Source organism: Azospirillum sp. Sh1 (genome assembly GCF_008365135.1).
In the GTDB taxonomy this organism is placed as follows: Bacteria; Pseudomonadota; Alphaproteobacteria; order Azospirillales; family Azospirillaceae; genus Azospirillum; species Azospirillum oryzae.
This window is the reverse complement of record NZ_VTTK01000010.1, coordinates 148,226-161,565: the sequence shown is the minus strand read 5'-3', so window position 1 is coordinate 161,565 and position 13,340 is coordinate 148,226. Positions and strand designations below refer to the sequence as shown.

15 protein-coding genes are annotated in these 13,340 nt (G+C 66.9%); 12 read left to right on the top strand and 3 right to left on the bottom strand.

Annotated features, from left to right (window positions below; translation table 11 throughout):
- Window positions 1–203: 203 nt before the first annotated feature.
- Together FZ029_RS13090 and FZ029_RS13085 are read right to left on the bottom strand one after the other, a co-directional pair.
- A complete protein-coding gene (locus tag FZ029_RS13090) occupies window positions 204–599 on the bottom strand; it encodes a hypothetical protein (RefSeq protein ID WP_149269626.1) in 396 nt (131 codons plus the stop codon).
- A gap of 39 nt (window positions 600–638) precedes the next feature.
- Window positions 639–1,454: a hypothetical protein gene (locus FZ029_RS13085; protein WP_149196923.1), complete on the bottom strand. Its 816-nt coding sequence runs from the start codon at window positions 1,452–1,454 to the stop codon at window positions 639–641.
- A 118-nt stretch (window positions 1,455–1,572) separates the two neighbouring features.
- On the opposite strand from FZ029_RS13085, the gene FZ029_RS13080 reads away from it, so the two are divergent.
- The 9 genes from FZ029_RS13080 to moaE all read left to right on the top strand — a co-directional run bounded on the left by FZ029_RS13080 (window position 1,573) and on the right by moaE (window position 9,299).
- Window positions 1,573–2,343 (top strand): SDR family oxidoreductase, encoded by a 771-nt coding sequence (locus tag FZ029_RS13080; protein WP_085089474.1) that lies wholly within the window; start codon window positions 1,573–1,575, stop codon window positions 2,341–2,343.
- 431 nt (window positions 2,344–2,774) lie between these two features.
- Window positions 2,775–4,694 (top strand): excinuclease ABC subunit UvrC, encoded by a 1,920-nt coding sequence (gene uvrC / locus FZ029_RS13075; protein ID WP_348771130.1) that lies wholly within the window; start codon window positions 2,775–2,777, stop codon window positions 4,692–4,694.
- Window positions 4,695–4,772: 78 nt separating this feature from the next.
- Window positions 4,773–5,375, top strand: a complete 603-nt coding sequence (gene pgsA / locus FZ029_RS13070; RefSeq protein ID WP_149196925.1) for a CDP-diacylglycerol--glycerol-3-phosphate 3-phosphatidyltransferase — start codon at window positions 4,773–4,775, stop codon at window positions 5,373–5,375.
- Between the two features lie 11 nt (window positions 5,376–5,386).
- A complete protein-coding gene (mobB, locus tag FZ029_RS13065) occupies window positions 5,387–5,887 on the top strand; it encodes a molybdopterin-guanine dinucleotide biosynthesis protein B (protein WP_149269624.1) in 501 nt (166 codons plus the stop codon).
- A 355-nt stretch (window positions 5,888–6,242) separates the two neighbouring features.
- Window positions 6,243–6,572 (top strand): hypothetical protein, encoded by a 330-nt coding sequence (locus FZ029_RS13060; RefSeq protein WP_149196927.1) that lies wholly within the window; start codon window positions 6,243–6,245, stop codon window positions 6,570–6,572.
- A gap of 54 nt (window positions 6,573–6,626) precedes the next feature.
- Window positions 6,627–7,256 carry an HAD hydrolase-like protein gene (locus FZ029_RS13055; protein ID WP_149269623.1) on the top strand — a complete coding sequence of 210 codons (630 nt, stop codon included), beginning with the start codon at window positions 6,627–6,629 and terminating at the stop codon, window positions 7,254–7,256.
- Window positions 7,257–7,326: 70 nt separating this feature from the next.
- The gene (gene glp / locus FZ029_RS13050) at window positions 7,327–8,580 is read left to right on the top strand and encodes a gephyrin-like molybdotransferase Glp (protein WP_149269622.1); all 1,254 of its coding nucleotides are present in this window, start codon (window positions 7,327–7,329) and stop codon (window positions 8,578–8,580) included.
- Window positions 8,581–8,590: 10 nt separating this feature from the next.
- Entirely contained in the window at window positions 8,591–8,842 is a 252-nt protein-coding gene (moaD, locus tag FZ029_RS13045; RefSeq protein ID WP_149196930.1) for a molybdopterin converting factor subunit 1, read from the top strand.
- 4 nt (window positions 8,843–8,846) lie between these two features.
- Window positions 8,847–9,299 carry a molybdopterin synthase catalytic subunit MoaE gene (gene moaE, locus FZ029_RS13040; RefSeq protein ID WP_149269621.1) on the top strand — a complete coding sequence of 151 codons (453 nt, stop codon included), beginning with the start codon at window positions 8,847–8,849 and terminating at the stop codon, window positions 9,297–9,299.
- Between the two features lie 24 nt (window positions 9,300–9,323).
- Here the strand turns inward: moaE and FZ029_RS13035 are convergent, their stop codons facing one another.
- Window positions 9,324–9,914 carry a YqgE/AlgH family protein gene (locus FZ029_RS13035; RefSeq protein ID WP_149196932.1) on the bottom strand — a complete coding sequence of 197 codons (591 nt, stop codon included), beginning with the start codon at window positions 9,912–9,914 and terminating at the stop codon, window positions 9,324–9,326.
- Between the two features lie 194 nt (window positions 9,915–10,108).
- Here FZ029_RS13035 and FZ029_RS13030 point away from each other — a divergent pair, with 194 nt between their 5' ends.
- The 3 genes from FZ029_RS13030 (at window position 10,109) to FZ029_RS13020 (ending at window position 13,307) form a co-directional block, all read left to right on the top strand.
- Entirely contained in the window at window positions 10,109–12,223 is a 2,115-nt protein-coding gene (locus FZ029_RS13030) for a protein-disulfide reductase DsbD domain-containing protein (RefSeq protein ID WP_149269620.1), read from the top strand.
- Window positions 12,224–12,312: 89 nt separating this feature from the next.
- Complete coding sequence (locus FZ029_RS13025; RefSeq protein WP_149269653.1) at window positions 12,313–12,666, top strand: zinc ribbon domain-containing protein YjdM; 354 nt, start codon at window positions 12,313–12,315, stop codon at window positions 12,664–12,666.
- A gap of 143 nt (window positions 12,667–12,809) precedes the next feature.
- Window positions 12,810–13,307 (top strand): peroxiredoxin, encoded by a 498-nt coding sequence (locus FZ029_RS13020; RefSeq protein ID WP_149269619.1) that lies wholly within the window; start codon window positions 12,810–12,812, stop codon window positions 13,305–13,307.
- Window positions 13,308–13,340 lie beyond the last annotated feature (33 nt).

Below are 13,340 nucleotides of genomic sequence, written 5' to 3'. Positions count from 1 at the left end.
AGAGACGTCCACTCCCTTGGGTTGGCATGAGGCATTCGTTCGCCTTGTGAGACCCAAGATAGGGCAGAACCACTGTCCCAAGAAGCGCAGTCCGCGCAATGCCGCCCGACCGTTTCCGTATCAGCTTTATCAATAAACGGAGTTGCGAACTATTGTCGGCCGCCATGGTCCGTGGCTACTCCGGCAATAGTTCGCCGTACCGATTACTTGCGGTCCCGCGCCCCATCGACCGCGACGTTGCGGTCGGAGACGATACGGTCCGATGATCCCGGTTCGGTTCCCCTGGTGGTCTGGCCCTGAGGATGGTCGGGCTGTCGCGGCGGCAGGGGACCGGTGCCGAGTCCGCCGGCCTCCTCGCTGCCCGGAATGCCGAAGTCCTCGTCGGGCTGGTCGATGGGACCGCCGGCGCCGGGTCCGATGATGCGCTGGAAGCCTTCGATCCGTTCGTCCACGTCGGGATGATCGACCGTCCGGGGGATGTCCAGCGGTATCTTGCGCTCGTCGATGCCGCCGCTGTCGCTGGGGCCGGTGGCGTTGCCGATGTTGCGCTCGTCCCTGGGGCGGTCATCGCTGCTGCGGTTGCGGTCATTGGCGGCCATGGGCGCTCTCCCGTCTGCTGTGTCGAGGTCTCGGTTCCCTCAACAGGGTGGAAGGACACTCGTCACCGTCCGCACGTCGAACCAGCCGCCGACGCTGTGGCGCAGGTCCTGCCGCCGGTCCTGCTCCGGCGCCGGGGCGATGTCCCAAAGCCAGGACATGTCGGGGGCGGGAAGGGCCAGGCCCCAGGTCGAATCCTCCACCTCCGTCACCGTGCCGCCATGCATCCACGAGGCGTCGATGTCGGTGAACAGGGCCGCGCGTTCGGCGATGGCGGACAGCCAGCAGAGATGGCCATGGACCATGCGCAGGGCGAAGGCCGTCCGCTCCGCCTCCGTGGTCGCCGGGGCGCGGCGTTCCACCGCTTCCAGCGGCAGCAGCGGCAGTTGGGACAGCAGGTTGCAGGACACGGCAAAGCGGAACGGGCCGCCATCGGGAATCGGCGGCTCGAAATCGGTGGGCAGGCGGCCGCCGGTGTCCAGCGCGGCGGCAAGCGGCGCCAGGGCGCCGCTGACATCCATTTCGACAAGGCGGACATTGGGCAGGGCCGCCGCGCGGCGGCGGACGGTTCGGCTGTGCAGCACGTCCGCCAGGACCACCTCGTCGAAGCGGGCGGTCAGCGTTTCCAGCGGAATTTCGATCAGCAACCCGGAGCCGGCCACCAAAGCCCGTCCGCCCGGTTCCACCCGCTGCATCGCCTGATCGATGAAGCGGTGACAGGCCGCGACATGCGGCGCCCAGGTCCGCCTCTGCCGGCGGTGGCGGGCCCCCAGGGCCACCATCTCCGACAGATAGCCGAAACGGCGGGCCAGCGGCGGGCAGGGCGTGGTCAGATATTCGAAGGCTTCGCGCAACATCGCCGGCTTACCCCTTCCACCAACTTCGCCGCCAACTTCGCCGCCAACTTCGGCATCGGCCCGGCTTTGGGCCGTCTCACCCCTTGACCCGCGGCGGTGGCAAGGTACCTATGGCGCCATGGTCGAGATCAAGAGGAAAACGGCTCTGGTGACCGGGGCCGGCAAGCGCATCGGGCGGGCCATCGCGCTCGATCTGGCGGGGCAGGGGTGGGACGTCGCCGTCCATTACCGAAGTTCCCGTGGGGAGGCCGATGCCGTCGTCGCCGAGATCGAGCGGGCGGGTGGTCGTGCCATGGCCTTCGCCGCCGATCTGGACCGCGAGGCGGAGGTGAAGACGCTGGTGCCGGCGGTGACGGAGCGGCTCGGTCCGCTGACCCTGCTGGTCAACAACGCCTCCCGCTTCGAACGCGACGAGATGGCCGACGTCACCCGCGAATCGTGGGATGCGCATATGGAGGCGAACCTGCGGGCGCCCTTCGTGCTGTCGCAGGATTTCGCGTCGCGGTTGCCGGAGGGGGAGCGCGGGCTGATCGTCAACATCATCGACCAGCGCGTTTGGAATCCGACGCCGCACTTCGTGTCCTATACCCTGTCGAAGATGGGGCTGTGGGCGCTGACCCGCACGATGGCGCTGGCGCTGGCCCCGCGCATCCGCGTCAACGGCATCGGACCCGGTCCCACCCTGCGCAACGACCGTCAGACGGAAGAGGAGTTCGCCGCCCAGTGGGACTCGACCCCGCTGCATCGCGGCACCACGCCGGAGGAGGTCTGCGCCGCCATCCGCTTCCTGATCGCCGCCCCGGCGATGACCGGCCAGATGATCGCGCTGGACGGTGGGGAACATCTGGGATGGGCGCAGCCGGCGCATGGCTTCGTGCCCAACGAATAGCGGCGGATTACAATCCTTGAACAGGGACGGGCGCACCGGTTCGGAGCCTTGCGGCCGGTGGGGCGGGTGCGGTGCGGCGAAAATGACCGCGCGTTTTACACAGGTGCCCCACCCCGCGCAAGAGGCGCCTGCACACCCGCGACAATTTTGTGTCGGCGCGTCAATTCCCAGCCTTGACTCGAGCCTGACCTAAGGAAATCAATGGCTTAACGAAAATGCCTAAAAAATGGGCGGAAGCATGCGACCCGTTGTGGCGCCTAGCTCCGGACGGGCTACCCCCGTCGTTATCGACAAACTTATCCACAGGTTTCGTGGATATTCTTCAGGAGGGGTGAGTCGTTCCGCATGCGTCCTTCGCGTGCCCAACGGTTGACCCGCGACGGCGCCTCGACGACATTCTGGTCATGTCCGAAACGCATTCCTCAGAGCCCCTGGTTTCCTCTTCCGACACCGATGCCTCGGGCGGTGAGGGCGTTGCCGCGCGTCCGAAGCGGCAGCCGGCCGACATCAACCGGGGTGTCGAGATCATTCGTGAGCATCTGAAGACCCTGCCCCAGACGCCGGGCGTCTACCGCATGCTGGCGGGAGACGGGGCGGTCCTGTATGTCGGCAAGGCGCGCAACCTGAAGCGCCGGGTGACCAACTACACCCAGGTCGGAAAGCTGCCGGTCAGGCTCCAGCGCATGGTCGCGGAGACCGAGACGATGGAGTTCGTCAACACCCACACCGAGGTGGAGGCGCTGCTTCTCGAATCGAACCTGATCAAGAAGCTGATGCCGCGTTACAACGTGCTGTTGCGGGACGACAAGACCTTTCCGCACATCATGATCACGAGGGATCACGACTATCCGCAGCTGACCAAGCACCGCGGCGCGCGCGGGCGCGATGCCGATTACTTCGGCCCCTTCGCGTCGGCCGGTGCGGTGAACCGGACGATCACGGCGCTGCAGCGCGCCTTCCTGCTGCGCAACTGCGCCGATACGGTGTTCGCCTCCCGCACCCGGCCCTGCCTGCAATACCAGATCAAGCGCTGCACCGCGCCCTGTGTCGGCCGCGTCAGCCCGGCGGAGTATCAGGCACAGGTTGGTCAGGCCCGCGCCTTTCTGTCGGGCAAGAGCCGCGACATCCAGACGGAGTTCGCCGACCGGATGATGGCCGCTTCCGACGCGATGGATTTCGAGACGGCGGCGCGCTACCGCGACCGTATCCGTGCGCTGACCGCGATCCAGGCCCACCAGGACATCAATGTCGAGGGCGTGGTGGAGGATGCCGACGTCATCGCCGCCTATGCCGAGGGCGGGGTGACCTGCATCCAGGTCTTCTTCTTCCGCGGCGGACGCAACTATGGCAACCGCGCCTATTTCCCCAGCCACGACAAGGCGGCGGAGACCGAGGAGGTGCTGGCCGCTTTCATTGCCCAGTTCTACGAGAACAAGGCGGCGCCGCCGCTGGTGCTGGTCAGCCACGCCCTGCCGGAGCTGGACCTGCTGAGCGAGGCGCTGGCCGTGCGCGCCGGGCACAGGGTGGAGCTGGCCGAGCCGAAACGCGGCGAGAAGCGGCGGATCGTCGAACATGCCCTGACCAATGCGCGCGAGGCGCATGGGCGCCGGCTGGCCGAAAGCTCCAGCCAGGCGCGGCTGCTGGACGGGGTGGCCTCTGCGTTCGGCATGGACGCGCCGCCGGAGCGGGTCGAGGTCTACGACAACTCCCACATCCAGGGGGCGCACGCCATCGGCGCGATGATCGTCGCCGGGCCGGAGGGCTTCATCAAGAACGCCTACCGCAAGTTCAACATCCGCGAGCAGGGGGCGGCCGGCGACGACTTCGCCATGATGCGCGAGGTGCTGACCCGCCGATTCGGCCGGGCGGTCAAGGAGGATCCGGAGCGCACCCTGGGGACATGGCCCGATCTGGTGCTGATCGACGGCGGTCTGGGACAGCTGAACGTGGCGCTGGAGGTGTTCGCGGAGCTGGGCATCGACGACGTGACGCTGGTCGGCATCGCCAAGGGGCCGGACCGCGACGCCGGGCGCGAGCATTTCTTCATGGAGAACCGTCCGCCCTTCCAGATGGAGCCGCGCGACCCGGTGCTGTATTTCCTGCAGCGGCTTCGCGACGAGGCCCACCGCTTCGCCATCGGCACCCACCGGGCCAAGCGGACCAAGGCCATCGGCAAATCGCCGATCGACGAGATCGCCGGCATCGGGCCCGCCCGCAAGAAGGCCCTGCTGCATCATTTCGGCAGCGGGGCGGCGGTGGCGCGCGCCGGGCTGGCCGATCTGGAGGAGGTGGAAGGGATCAATCGCGCCGTTGCGAAAAAGATATACGATCACTTCCATCCCGATGGTTAGAATGCGGGCACAACAAATCAGCCGGCTCTCTCACGGGTGCCGTGCGGCGACATCCTCCAGCGGTTCGAGTTTTCCGTCATGCTGACCAGCCTGCCCAACCTGCTGACCCTGTCGCGAATCGCGGTGATCCCGCTGGTGGTCGGGCTGTTCTATGTGCCGGAAGCCTGGGCGGCCTATACCGCGTGCTCGCTCTATGCCGCCGCCTGCATCACCGACTGGTTCGACGGCTATCTGGCGCGGGCCTGGGCGCAGGAAAGCGTGATCGGCAAGTTCCTGGACCCCATCGCCGACAAGCTGCTGGTGGCGGCGACCCTCATCATGCTGGCGGGGTTCCACCGGCTGACCGGCCTGTCGATCCTGCCGGCGGTGGTGATCCTGCTGCGCGAGGTGCTGGTGTCGGGGCTGCGCGAGTATCTGGCCGGGCTGCATGTCGGCGTGCCGGTGACCTGGCTGGCGAAATGGAAGACGACGATCCAGATGATCGCGCTGGGTTTCCTGATCGTCGGCGATTATGGTCCGGCGGAACTGCCGGTGACCTTCATCGGTACGGTCGGGCTGTGGATCGCCGCGGCGCTGACCTTCTACACCGGGTGGGATTACATGCGCGCCGGGCTGACCCACATGATGGCGGAACAGCCGGCGAAGCCCGGCACCGCCCGTTCCGCCCGCAGCGCCGGTTGAAAGTTTCCGACATGAAAATCTTCGGGCTGACCGGCTGGAGCGGCAGCGGCAAGACCTCGCTTATGGTGCGGCTGATCCCGGCGCTGACGGCGCGGGGGTTGCGTGTGTCGACGGTCAAGCATGCCCATAAGGGCTTCGACATCGACCATCCCGGCAAGGACAGCCACAACCATCGCTTGGCCGGCGCCACGGAGGTGCTGGTCAGTTCCCCCCGCCGCTGGGCGCTGATGCACGAACTGCGCGACGGCGAGCCGGAGCTGACTCTGGAGCAGCTGGTGACCAAGGTGGCTCCGGTGGACCTGCTGCTGGTCGAGGGATTCAAGCGCGACCGGCACGAGAAGATCGAGGTCTGGCGGGCCGAGGTGGACAAGGCGCTGATCGCCCCCGACGATCCCACCATCGTCGCGGTCGCCAGCGACGGCGTGGTTCCCGGCTGTCCGGTGCCGGTGCTGGACCTGAACGATGCCGAGGCGGTTGCGGAGTTCGTGGTGGAGCGGTGCGGGTTGGGGTGATCTTGCTCGCTCATGCATCTGAATGCGCGAAAATGCAAGTGACTTTCTACTTATAAGACGTTAGAGTTATCCCTGACTCCGACGGAGCTATGCGTTTTGGCGCATTCTGCTATCGTTGACACCACAGGACAAAGGTCGCCACATATATGTCAGACACAGATTTGTTAGTGAGGCCCACTATGACGGCATCGAAACCGCAGCAGCCCCCTTCAGCGGGACCACATGTAACAAAGGCGCCGGTTAAGATTGCTCTGAACCCGAGTAGCAAGAAGAAAGTCTCTGAGTTTATTTCGAAATTGAAGATTGAAGGTGACAAGCCGGGAGGCTGGTTGCCCAACAAAAAGGGTTGAAGCTCGTGTCCGATGAGCCGTTTAGATTGAGTCGTAAGCCTAAGATTTTATTTCAATACCACCGTCAATTTAATCGTCTGTTTCAGGCGTTGACTGCAGCTGAAGCAGCTGATGTTGACGATGTGATCGATAGTCTAAACAATATTCCGGATCAAACCGGCGATCGCCTGCTGGAAGACACCGAGGCCGGTGATCTCTGGGTGCGTCGAAAGAATAATTCCTATGTGATGTATACGTATACTCGCAATGATCCGGAATCGAAATATCTGGTCAAGTGCTGGGTGTGCGGGAAATATGTGATGCGCGATGGAGAGGAAATTTTCGATATCGCGTGATCGCTCTGAACAAAGTCGACCAAATCTGATGTAGCAGAGTTTGTGTTCTCATCCTTGCGTTACAAGCTCGCCATCTTCGATTTCGATGGGACGCTGGCCGACAGCTTTCCCTGGTTCATCGGCGTCCTGAACGGCGTCGCCGACCGCTATGGCTTCAATCGGGTGCAGGCGGACGAGGTGGAGCGGTTGCGCGGCTATGACGCGCGGCAGATCATGCACCACCTGCGGGTGCCGAACTGGAAGCTGCCCTTCATCGCCAACCACATGCGGCAGCTGATGGCGCGCGACATCGACGGAATCCGGCTGTTCGACGGTGTGCCGGAGATACTGCGGGCGTTGAGCGACCGCGGCGTGACCGTCGCCATCGTCAGTTCGAACTCGGTGGAGAACATCCGCGGTATTTTGGGACCGGAGGCGGCCGGGCGGGTGGCGCATTACGGCTGCGGCGCCTCGCTGTTCGGCAAGGCGGCGAAGTTCCGCAAGATGCTGCGTACGGCCGGCGTTCCGGCGGAGCTTGCCATCGGCATCGGTGACGAGGTGCGCGACATCGACGCCGCGCGGAAGGTGGGGATGGGCTGCGCCGCCGTCGCCTGGGGTTACGCGCGCGAGGATGCGCTGGCGGCGCGGCGGCCGGACCGGCTGCTGACGCGGGTCGAGGAGATTCCCGGCCTGTTCGAAGGCTGAGTGCCACGTCCCGGAAAGGACGCCTTTTCCCTCTTCGCACCGGACGCCGCGACGGACTAGAGTGGCGGCCATGGTGCAACTCGACAATGATTGCTTCGCCTTCGGTGGGCCGATGATGGCGGTGGAGCCGGCGCTGGCGCTGCTGGCCGGACGGGTCGGGCCGGTGACGGCGACCGAAATCGTGCCGCTGTCCGACGCGCTCGGCCGGGTGCTGGCCGCCGATCTGGTGGCGCCCTTCAACGTACCGCCGCATGACAATGCCGCGGTGGACGGCTATGCCGTGTTCTTCGACGATCTCGCCGCCGATGGGGCGACCGTGCTGCCGGTGACGGCGCGGGTCGCCGCCGGGCAGTGGCTCGGCCGGCCGGCGGTGCGGGGGGAGGCGGTGCGCATCTTCACCGGCGCGCCGATGCCGTCGGGCATGGACACGGTGTTCATGCAGGAGGATTGCCGCAGCGACGGCTCCACCGTTGCCCTGCCTGCGGGCATCCGCCGCGGCGTCAACCGTCGGTTGGCAGGGGAGGATGTGCGCGAAGGATCGGTGGTGCTGGCCGCCGGGCGGCGCCTGCGGCCGGAGGACATCGCGCTTGCGGCGTCACTGGGTCATGCGGTGTTGGAGGTGCGCTGCCGCCTGCGGGTGGCGGTGTTTTCCACCGGCGACGAACTGCGGCAGCCTGGGCAGGTGCTGGAGCCCGGCGCCGTCTATGACGCCAACCGCTTCGCCCTGATCGCGCTGCTGACCCGGCTGGGCTGCGCCGTCACCGACCTCGGCATCCTGCCCGACCGGTTCGAGACGATCCGCGACGCTCTGGCGGAGGCGGCGGCGAGCCATGATGCGTTGATCACCTCCGGCGGCATGTCCACCGGGGAGGAGGATCACGTCAAGCCGGCGGTCGAGGCCAATGGGCGGTTGGATTTCTGGCGGCTGGCGATCAAGCCGGGCCGGCCGGTGGCGCTGGGCCGTGTGCGCGGCGCGGTGTTCGTCGGGCTGCCGGGCAATCCGGTGGCGGTGGTGGTGACCTTCCTGCGCATCGCCCGGCCGATCCTCCTGCGGCTGATGGGGGCGGCGGACGAGGCGCCGCGGGCGATCCCGGTGCGCGCGGCCTTCGCCCACAAGAAGAAGCCGGGGCGGCGCGAGTTCCTGCGCGGGTCGCTGGCCCGCGGCGAGGACGGCGCGCTGGTGGCGTCCAAATACCCGCGCGACGGGGCCGGCGTGCTGTCGTCGCTGGTGGAGTCCGAGGGCCTGATCGAGTTGCCGGAGGATCTGGCCGGGGTCGAGCCCGGCATGACCGTCGATTTCCTGCCTTTCAAAGAATTCCTGTAGAGGTCGCGTGATGAAGATTCTTTATTTCGCCTGGCTGCGCAGCAAGATCGGCGTGCCGACCGAGACCGTGGAGTTGCCGGCGGAGGTGACCACGGCCGGTGCACTCGTCGAATGGCTGAAGACCCGCAGCCCCCGCCATGCCGAGGCGCTGGCCAACAGCAAGGTCGTCAAGGTGGCGGTGAACCAGGAGCATGTGCCCTACGACCACCCGATCTCCGCGACCGATGAGATTGCGCTGTTCCCGCCGGTGACGGGGGGCTGACGGCATGGCGATCCGCGTCCAGGCCGAGGATTTCGATGTCGGCACCGAATATGCCGCCTTCATCGCCGGCCGAACCAGCATCGGCGGGGTGGCGATGTTCGTCGGTCTGGTGCGCGACATCGCCGGCGGCGCGGCGGTCAGCGCCATGACGCTGGAGCACTATCCCGGCATGACCGAGCGTCAGCTGGAAGCCATCGAGGAGGAGGCGCGGCGCCGCTGGCCGCTGGACGATGTGCTGGTGATCCACCGGTACGGCCGTCTGGAGCCGGGGGACCGCATCGTGATGGTCGCCACCGCGTCGGCCCACCGCGACGCCGCTTTCGAGTCCTGCCGTTTCCTGATGGACTGGCTGAAGACCAAGGCGCCCTTCTGGAAGCTGGAAGCCACGCCGGAGGGCGAGCGCTGGGTCGAGGCCAAGGAAAGCGACGACGCGGCTGCGGCACGGTGGGCGGAGTGAGATATCAGGGCAGGCTGGGCGCGCTCAGGCGTGCCCGGCCTCGCCCGACAGCATGGAGACGCTGACGCCGAGCTTGCCGATGGCCCGTTCCCACTTGGCGTCCAGGTCGGTGTCGAACAGCAGCTTTTCGTCGCAGGGCACGTTCAGCCAGCCGTTGGCCTGGAATTCGGCGTCCAGTTGCCCCGGCCCCCAGCCGGCATAGCCCAGCAGCAGCAGGTTGCGGCGCGGGCCGCGGTCTTCGGAGATGGCGCGCAGGATGTCGATGGTGGCGGTCAGGGCCACGTCGTCGTTCACCACCAGCGTGCCGTCGCGGACATAATCGGTGGAGTGCAGGACAAAGCCGCGGCCCGACTCGACCGGACCGCCGTAATGCACCGGCAGGTTGTGGGTTGGCTGCGGGATGTCCATGTCGAGCTGTTCCAGCAGATCCTCGAACGTGATCGACCCGAACAGCCGGTTCACCACCAGACCCATTGCGCCGTCTTCATTGTGGGCGCAGACATAGATGACCGTACGCTGGAAACGCGGGTCCTCCATTCCGGGCATGGCGATCAGCAGCTGGCCGGTCAGCGATTCCGTGGCATTGGAGTCCGGAGACTTGGTCAGGCGCGGCATGGGCGATTATCCTTGTCGTCGGTTCGGTGCGGATGACCGCGCCCGTCCCTACGGTGGGTTGTGGTTGGCGCTCTGGCGACGCTTTCACCGGAGTGTGACAGCACCGGCCGAGCTTTGTCACCATTATATGGGCTATCATATAGGGTGTCGGGGACGCCGATGCGCCCCTTCCAGGGAAGAGAACAGTGCGCGCGATGAAAAGACATGCCCTCGCCCTCCTGCTGCTTCTGGCCGTGCCGGCCGGTGGCGCCGTACCCGCTTTTGCCCAGGGCAATGAGGCAGGGGACGGGATTGGAGCCTGGACCAAGGCCGGGCCGGTGGAGGCGCGATTGGTTTCCGCGGTGCGCGGCACCGGCGACCTGACGGCGCTGCCGCTGGGGCTGGAGTTGCGGCTGGAGCCGGGATGGAAGACCTACTGGCGCTCCCCCGGCGATGCCGGATTCGCACCGCGCCTGGACTGGAGCCGCTCGGGCAACCTGGGTGAGGCGACGCTCTCTTATCCGGCGCCGCACCGTTTTTCCGTCCTGGGATTCGAGACGGCGGGATACGACACGGCGGTCCTGTTCCCGATCCAGGGGGCGCCGACGACGCCCGGCAAGCCGGTCGATCTGGCGCTGACCGCCGAACTGTTGGTCTGTTCGGAGATCTGCGTGCCGCAGACGCTGGACCTCGCGCTTGCGCTGCCGGCCGGGCCGGCGGAACCCAGCGAGGTCGCCAACGATGTGGCGCGCGCGCAGGCGCTGGTGCCGAAGGGGCCGAACGGGCTGCTGCGCATCGATTCCGTGCAGGGCAAGGGGGCGTCGCTGGAGGTGGAGGCGACCGCCGCCGACGGCTTCGTCACCCCCGACCTGTTCGTCGAGACCGATCCTGCCCTGACCTTTTCCGCCCCGAAGACGGTATTTTCCGACAACGACCGCCATGTCCGCCTGACCCTGACGGTGACCGATCCGCAGCCGGGGCTGGATCTGTCCGGGCGCGCGATGACGTTGACCCTGGTCGACGGCGACAAGGCGGTGGAGGCGCCGGTGACGGCCTCAGCCGGTTCTACCGCGCCGACATCCGGCAGCGTCGGTCTGGCGGCGATGCTGGGGGTGGCGCTGCTGGGCGGGCTGATCCTGAACCTGATGCCCTGCGTGCTGCCGGTGCTGTCGCTGAAGCTGATGTCGGTGGTCAAGCATGGCGGACGGGCGCCCGCCGCGGTGCGTGCCGGATTCCTGGCGAGCGCAGCCGGCATCCTGACCTCCTTCCTGCTGATGGCCTCGGTGCTGGTCGGCATCAAGGCGGCTGGCGGGGCAGTCGGCTGGGGCATCCAGTTCCAGCAGCCGCTGTTCCTGGTCTTCATGGTCGTGCTGGTCACGCTGTTCTCGGCCAATTTGTGGGGCCTGTTCGAGGTGCCGCTGCCGCGCGCGCTGGCCGATCGGCTGGGCGGCGACGGACTGGCCGGGCCGTTCGCCACCGGCATGTTCGCAACCCTGCTGGCGACGCCCTGTTCGGCGCCGTTCCTCGGCACGGCGGTGGGATTCGCGCTGTCCAAGGGGCCGGTGGAGGTCTACGCGATCTTCGCGACGCTGGGTGTCGGGCTGGCGCTGCCCTATCTGGCGGTGGCGGCTTGGCCGCGGGTGGCCGGATGGCTACCGCGGCCGGGACGCTGGATGGCGACGCTGAAGATCGTGTTGGGCTTCGCGCTGATGCTGACGGCGGTTTGGTTGCTGTCGGTGCTGACGGCGCAGATCGGCGAGGTGGCAGCGGCGACGGTCGGGCTGCTGATGGCGGCGCTGGTGCTGGCGCTGTGGGTGGGGCGGAGCGCACGCGGCGCGGCGCGGACCGCCGGCCCGGCGCTGGCCGGTGTGCTGGCGGTTGCCGCCTTCGCCATGCCGGCGGCGGTCGGCCCGTCGGCCGGTGCGGCGCCGGTGGTCAGCGACAGCAAGGCGCGCTGGGTGCCCTTCGTCGAATCGACGATCCGCGACCATGTCGCGGCCGGCCGCACCGTGTTCGTCGACGTGACCGCCGACTGGTGCATCACCTGTCAGGCCAACAAGAAGCTGGTCCTGAACCGTGGCGAGGTTGCCGAGCGGCTGGAGGACAAGGGCGTGGTGGCGATGCGCGCCGACTGGACCCGGCCGGACGCGACGATCGCGAAGTTTCTGTCCGACCATGGCCGGTACGGCATCCCCTTCAACATCGTCTACGGCCCCGGCGCGCCGGACGGCATCGCCCTGCCGGAACTGCTCAGCGACGGCGCGGTACTGGAGGCGTTGGGAAAGGCAGCGGGCAAGGCGGCGGGGACGGCGGCCGGCAAGTCGTCCTGAGCGTGATCGGGAAAAGGCCTATGGCCGCTGCGGCTATTCTGCGGTAACAGGGCGGCTCCGGGAGCTTCTCCCGCGCCATGAGGACGATGATGGACGATCAGATCAACTGCCCGCAGTGCGGCTCCGAAAACGCCTACAATGATGGCAGCCTGTGGAATTGCCCCGACTGCGGTCATGAATGGAACCCCGACACGGCCGCCGCCACGACGGATGCCGATGCGGGGCAGGGCGTGCGCGACGCCAACGGCAACATGCTGAGCGACGGCGACAGCGTCACGGTCATCAAGGACCTGAAGGTCAAGGGATCGTCCCTGGTAGTCAAGGGCGGGACCAAGGTGAAGAACATCCGGCTGACCGACGGGGCCGATGGGCACAACATCGCCTGCAAGATCGACGGCATCGGCGCCATGAACCTGAAGTCGGAGTTCGTGAAGAAGGCGTGAGGGGCGTCGGCGGGTGGCGTCAACCGCGCCTTGCGGCCATCGGCCGCGGGGGATAGAAGGGATGCAGGGCCGGGCTCCGCAATGAGGGTCCGGCCGAACCCGGAAAACGGGTCAAACCCATAAAATCGGAAGGGTTAGAGACCATGAGCAATCAGGCTGGGAGCATCCAGGTTGGCGATGCCATTCCGTCCGTCACGCTGAAGTGGCTGACCGACAACGGCATGCAGGAAGTGACGACGGACGAGCTGTTCAAGGGCAAGAAGGTCGTCCTGTTCTCCGTCCCCGGCGCCTTCACCCCGACCTGCTCCGCCAAGCATCTGCCGGGCTTCGTCCAGCAGGCCGACGCGCTGAAGGCCAAGGGCGTGGACAGCATCATCTGCCTTGCCGTCAACGATCCCTTCGTGATGCGCGCCTGGGGTGACAAGGGCGGCGTCGGCGACAAGGTGAAGATGCTGCCGGACGGCAACGCCACCTTCACCACGGCTCTCGGCCTGACCATGGACGGTTCCGCCCACGGCCTGGGCACCCGCGGCCAGCGCTTCGCCCTGGTGGCGGAGGATGGCAAGGTCACCCACGTCGCCGTCGAGGCCCCCGGCAAGTTCGAGGTGTCGTCGGCCGAGGCGGTGCTGGAGAAGGTTTGAGCTGAGATCTCCCTCTCCCGGCCCGGGAGAGGG

Bases quoted from the DNA above. Each gene is read 5' to 3' on its own strand.
- FZ029_RS13085 (WP_149196923.1), bottom strand. From the start codon at position 1,454: ATGTTGCGCGAAGCCTTCGAATATCTGACCACGCCCTGCCCGCCGCTG.
- moaD (WP_149196930.1), top strand. From the start codon at position 8,591: ATGAAGATTCTTTATTTCGCCTGGCTGCGCAGCAAGATCGGCGTGCCG.
- FZ029_RS13025 (WP_149269653.1), top strand. From the start codon at position 12,313: ATGGACGATCAGATCAACTGCCCGCAGTGCGGCTCCGAAAACGCCTAC.
- glp (WP_149269622.1), top strand. From the start codon at position 7,327: ATGGTGCAACTCGACAATGATTGCTTCGCCTTCGGTGGGCCGATGATG.
- FZ029_RS13080 (WP_085089474.1), top strand. From the start codon at position 1,573: ATGGTCGAGATCAAGAGGAAAACGGCTCTGGTGACCGGGGCCGGCAAG.
- FZ029_RS13030 (WP_149269620.1), top strand. From the start codon at position 10,109: ATGAAAAGACATGCCCTCGCCCTCCTGCTGCTTCTGGCCGTGCCGGCC.
- FZ029_RS13090 (WP_149269626.1), bottom strand. From the start codon at position 599: ATGGCCGCCAATGACCGCAACCGCAGCAGCGATGACCGCCCCAGGGAC.
- moaE (WP_149269621.1), top strand. From the start codon at position 8,847: ATGGCGATCCGCGTCCAGGCCGAGGATTTCGATGTCGGCACCGAATAT.
- FZ029_RS13035 (WP_149196932.1), bottom strand. From the start codon at position 9,914: ATGCCGCGCCTGACCAAGTCTCCGGACTCCAATGCCACGGAATCGCTG.
- FZ029_RS13020 (WP_149269619.1), top strand. From the start codon at position 12,810: ATGAGCAATCAGGCTGGGAGCATCCAGGTTGGCGATGCCATTCCGTCC.
- mobB (WP_149269624.1), top strand. From the start codon at position 5,387: ATGAAAATCTTCGGGCTGACCGGCTGGAGCGGCAGCGGCAAGACCTCG.
- pgsA (WP_149196925.1), top strand. From the start codon at position 4,773: ATGCTGACCAGCCTGCCCAACCTGCTGACCCTGTCGCGAATCGCGGTG.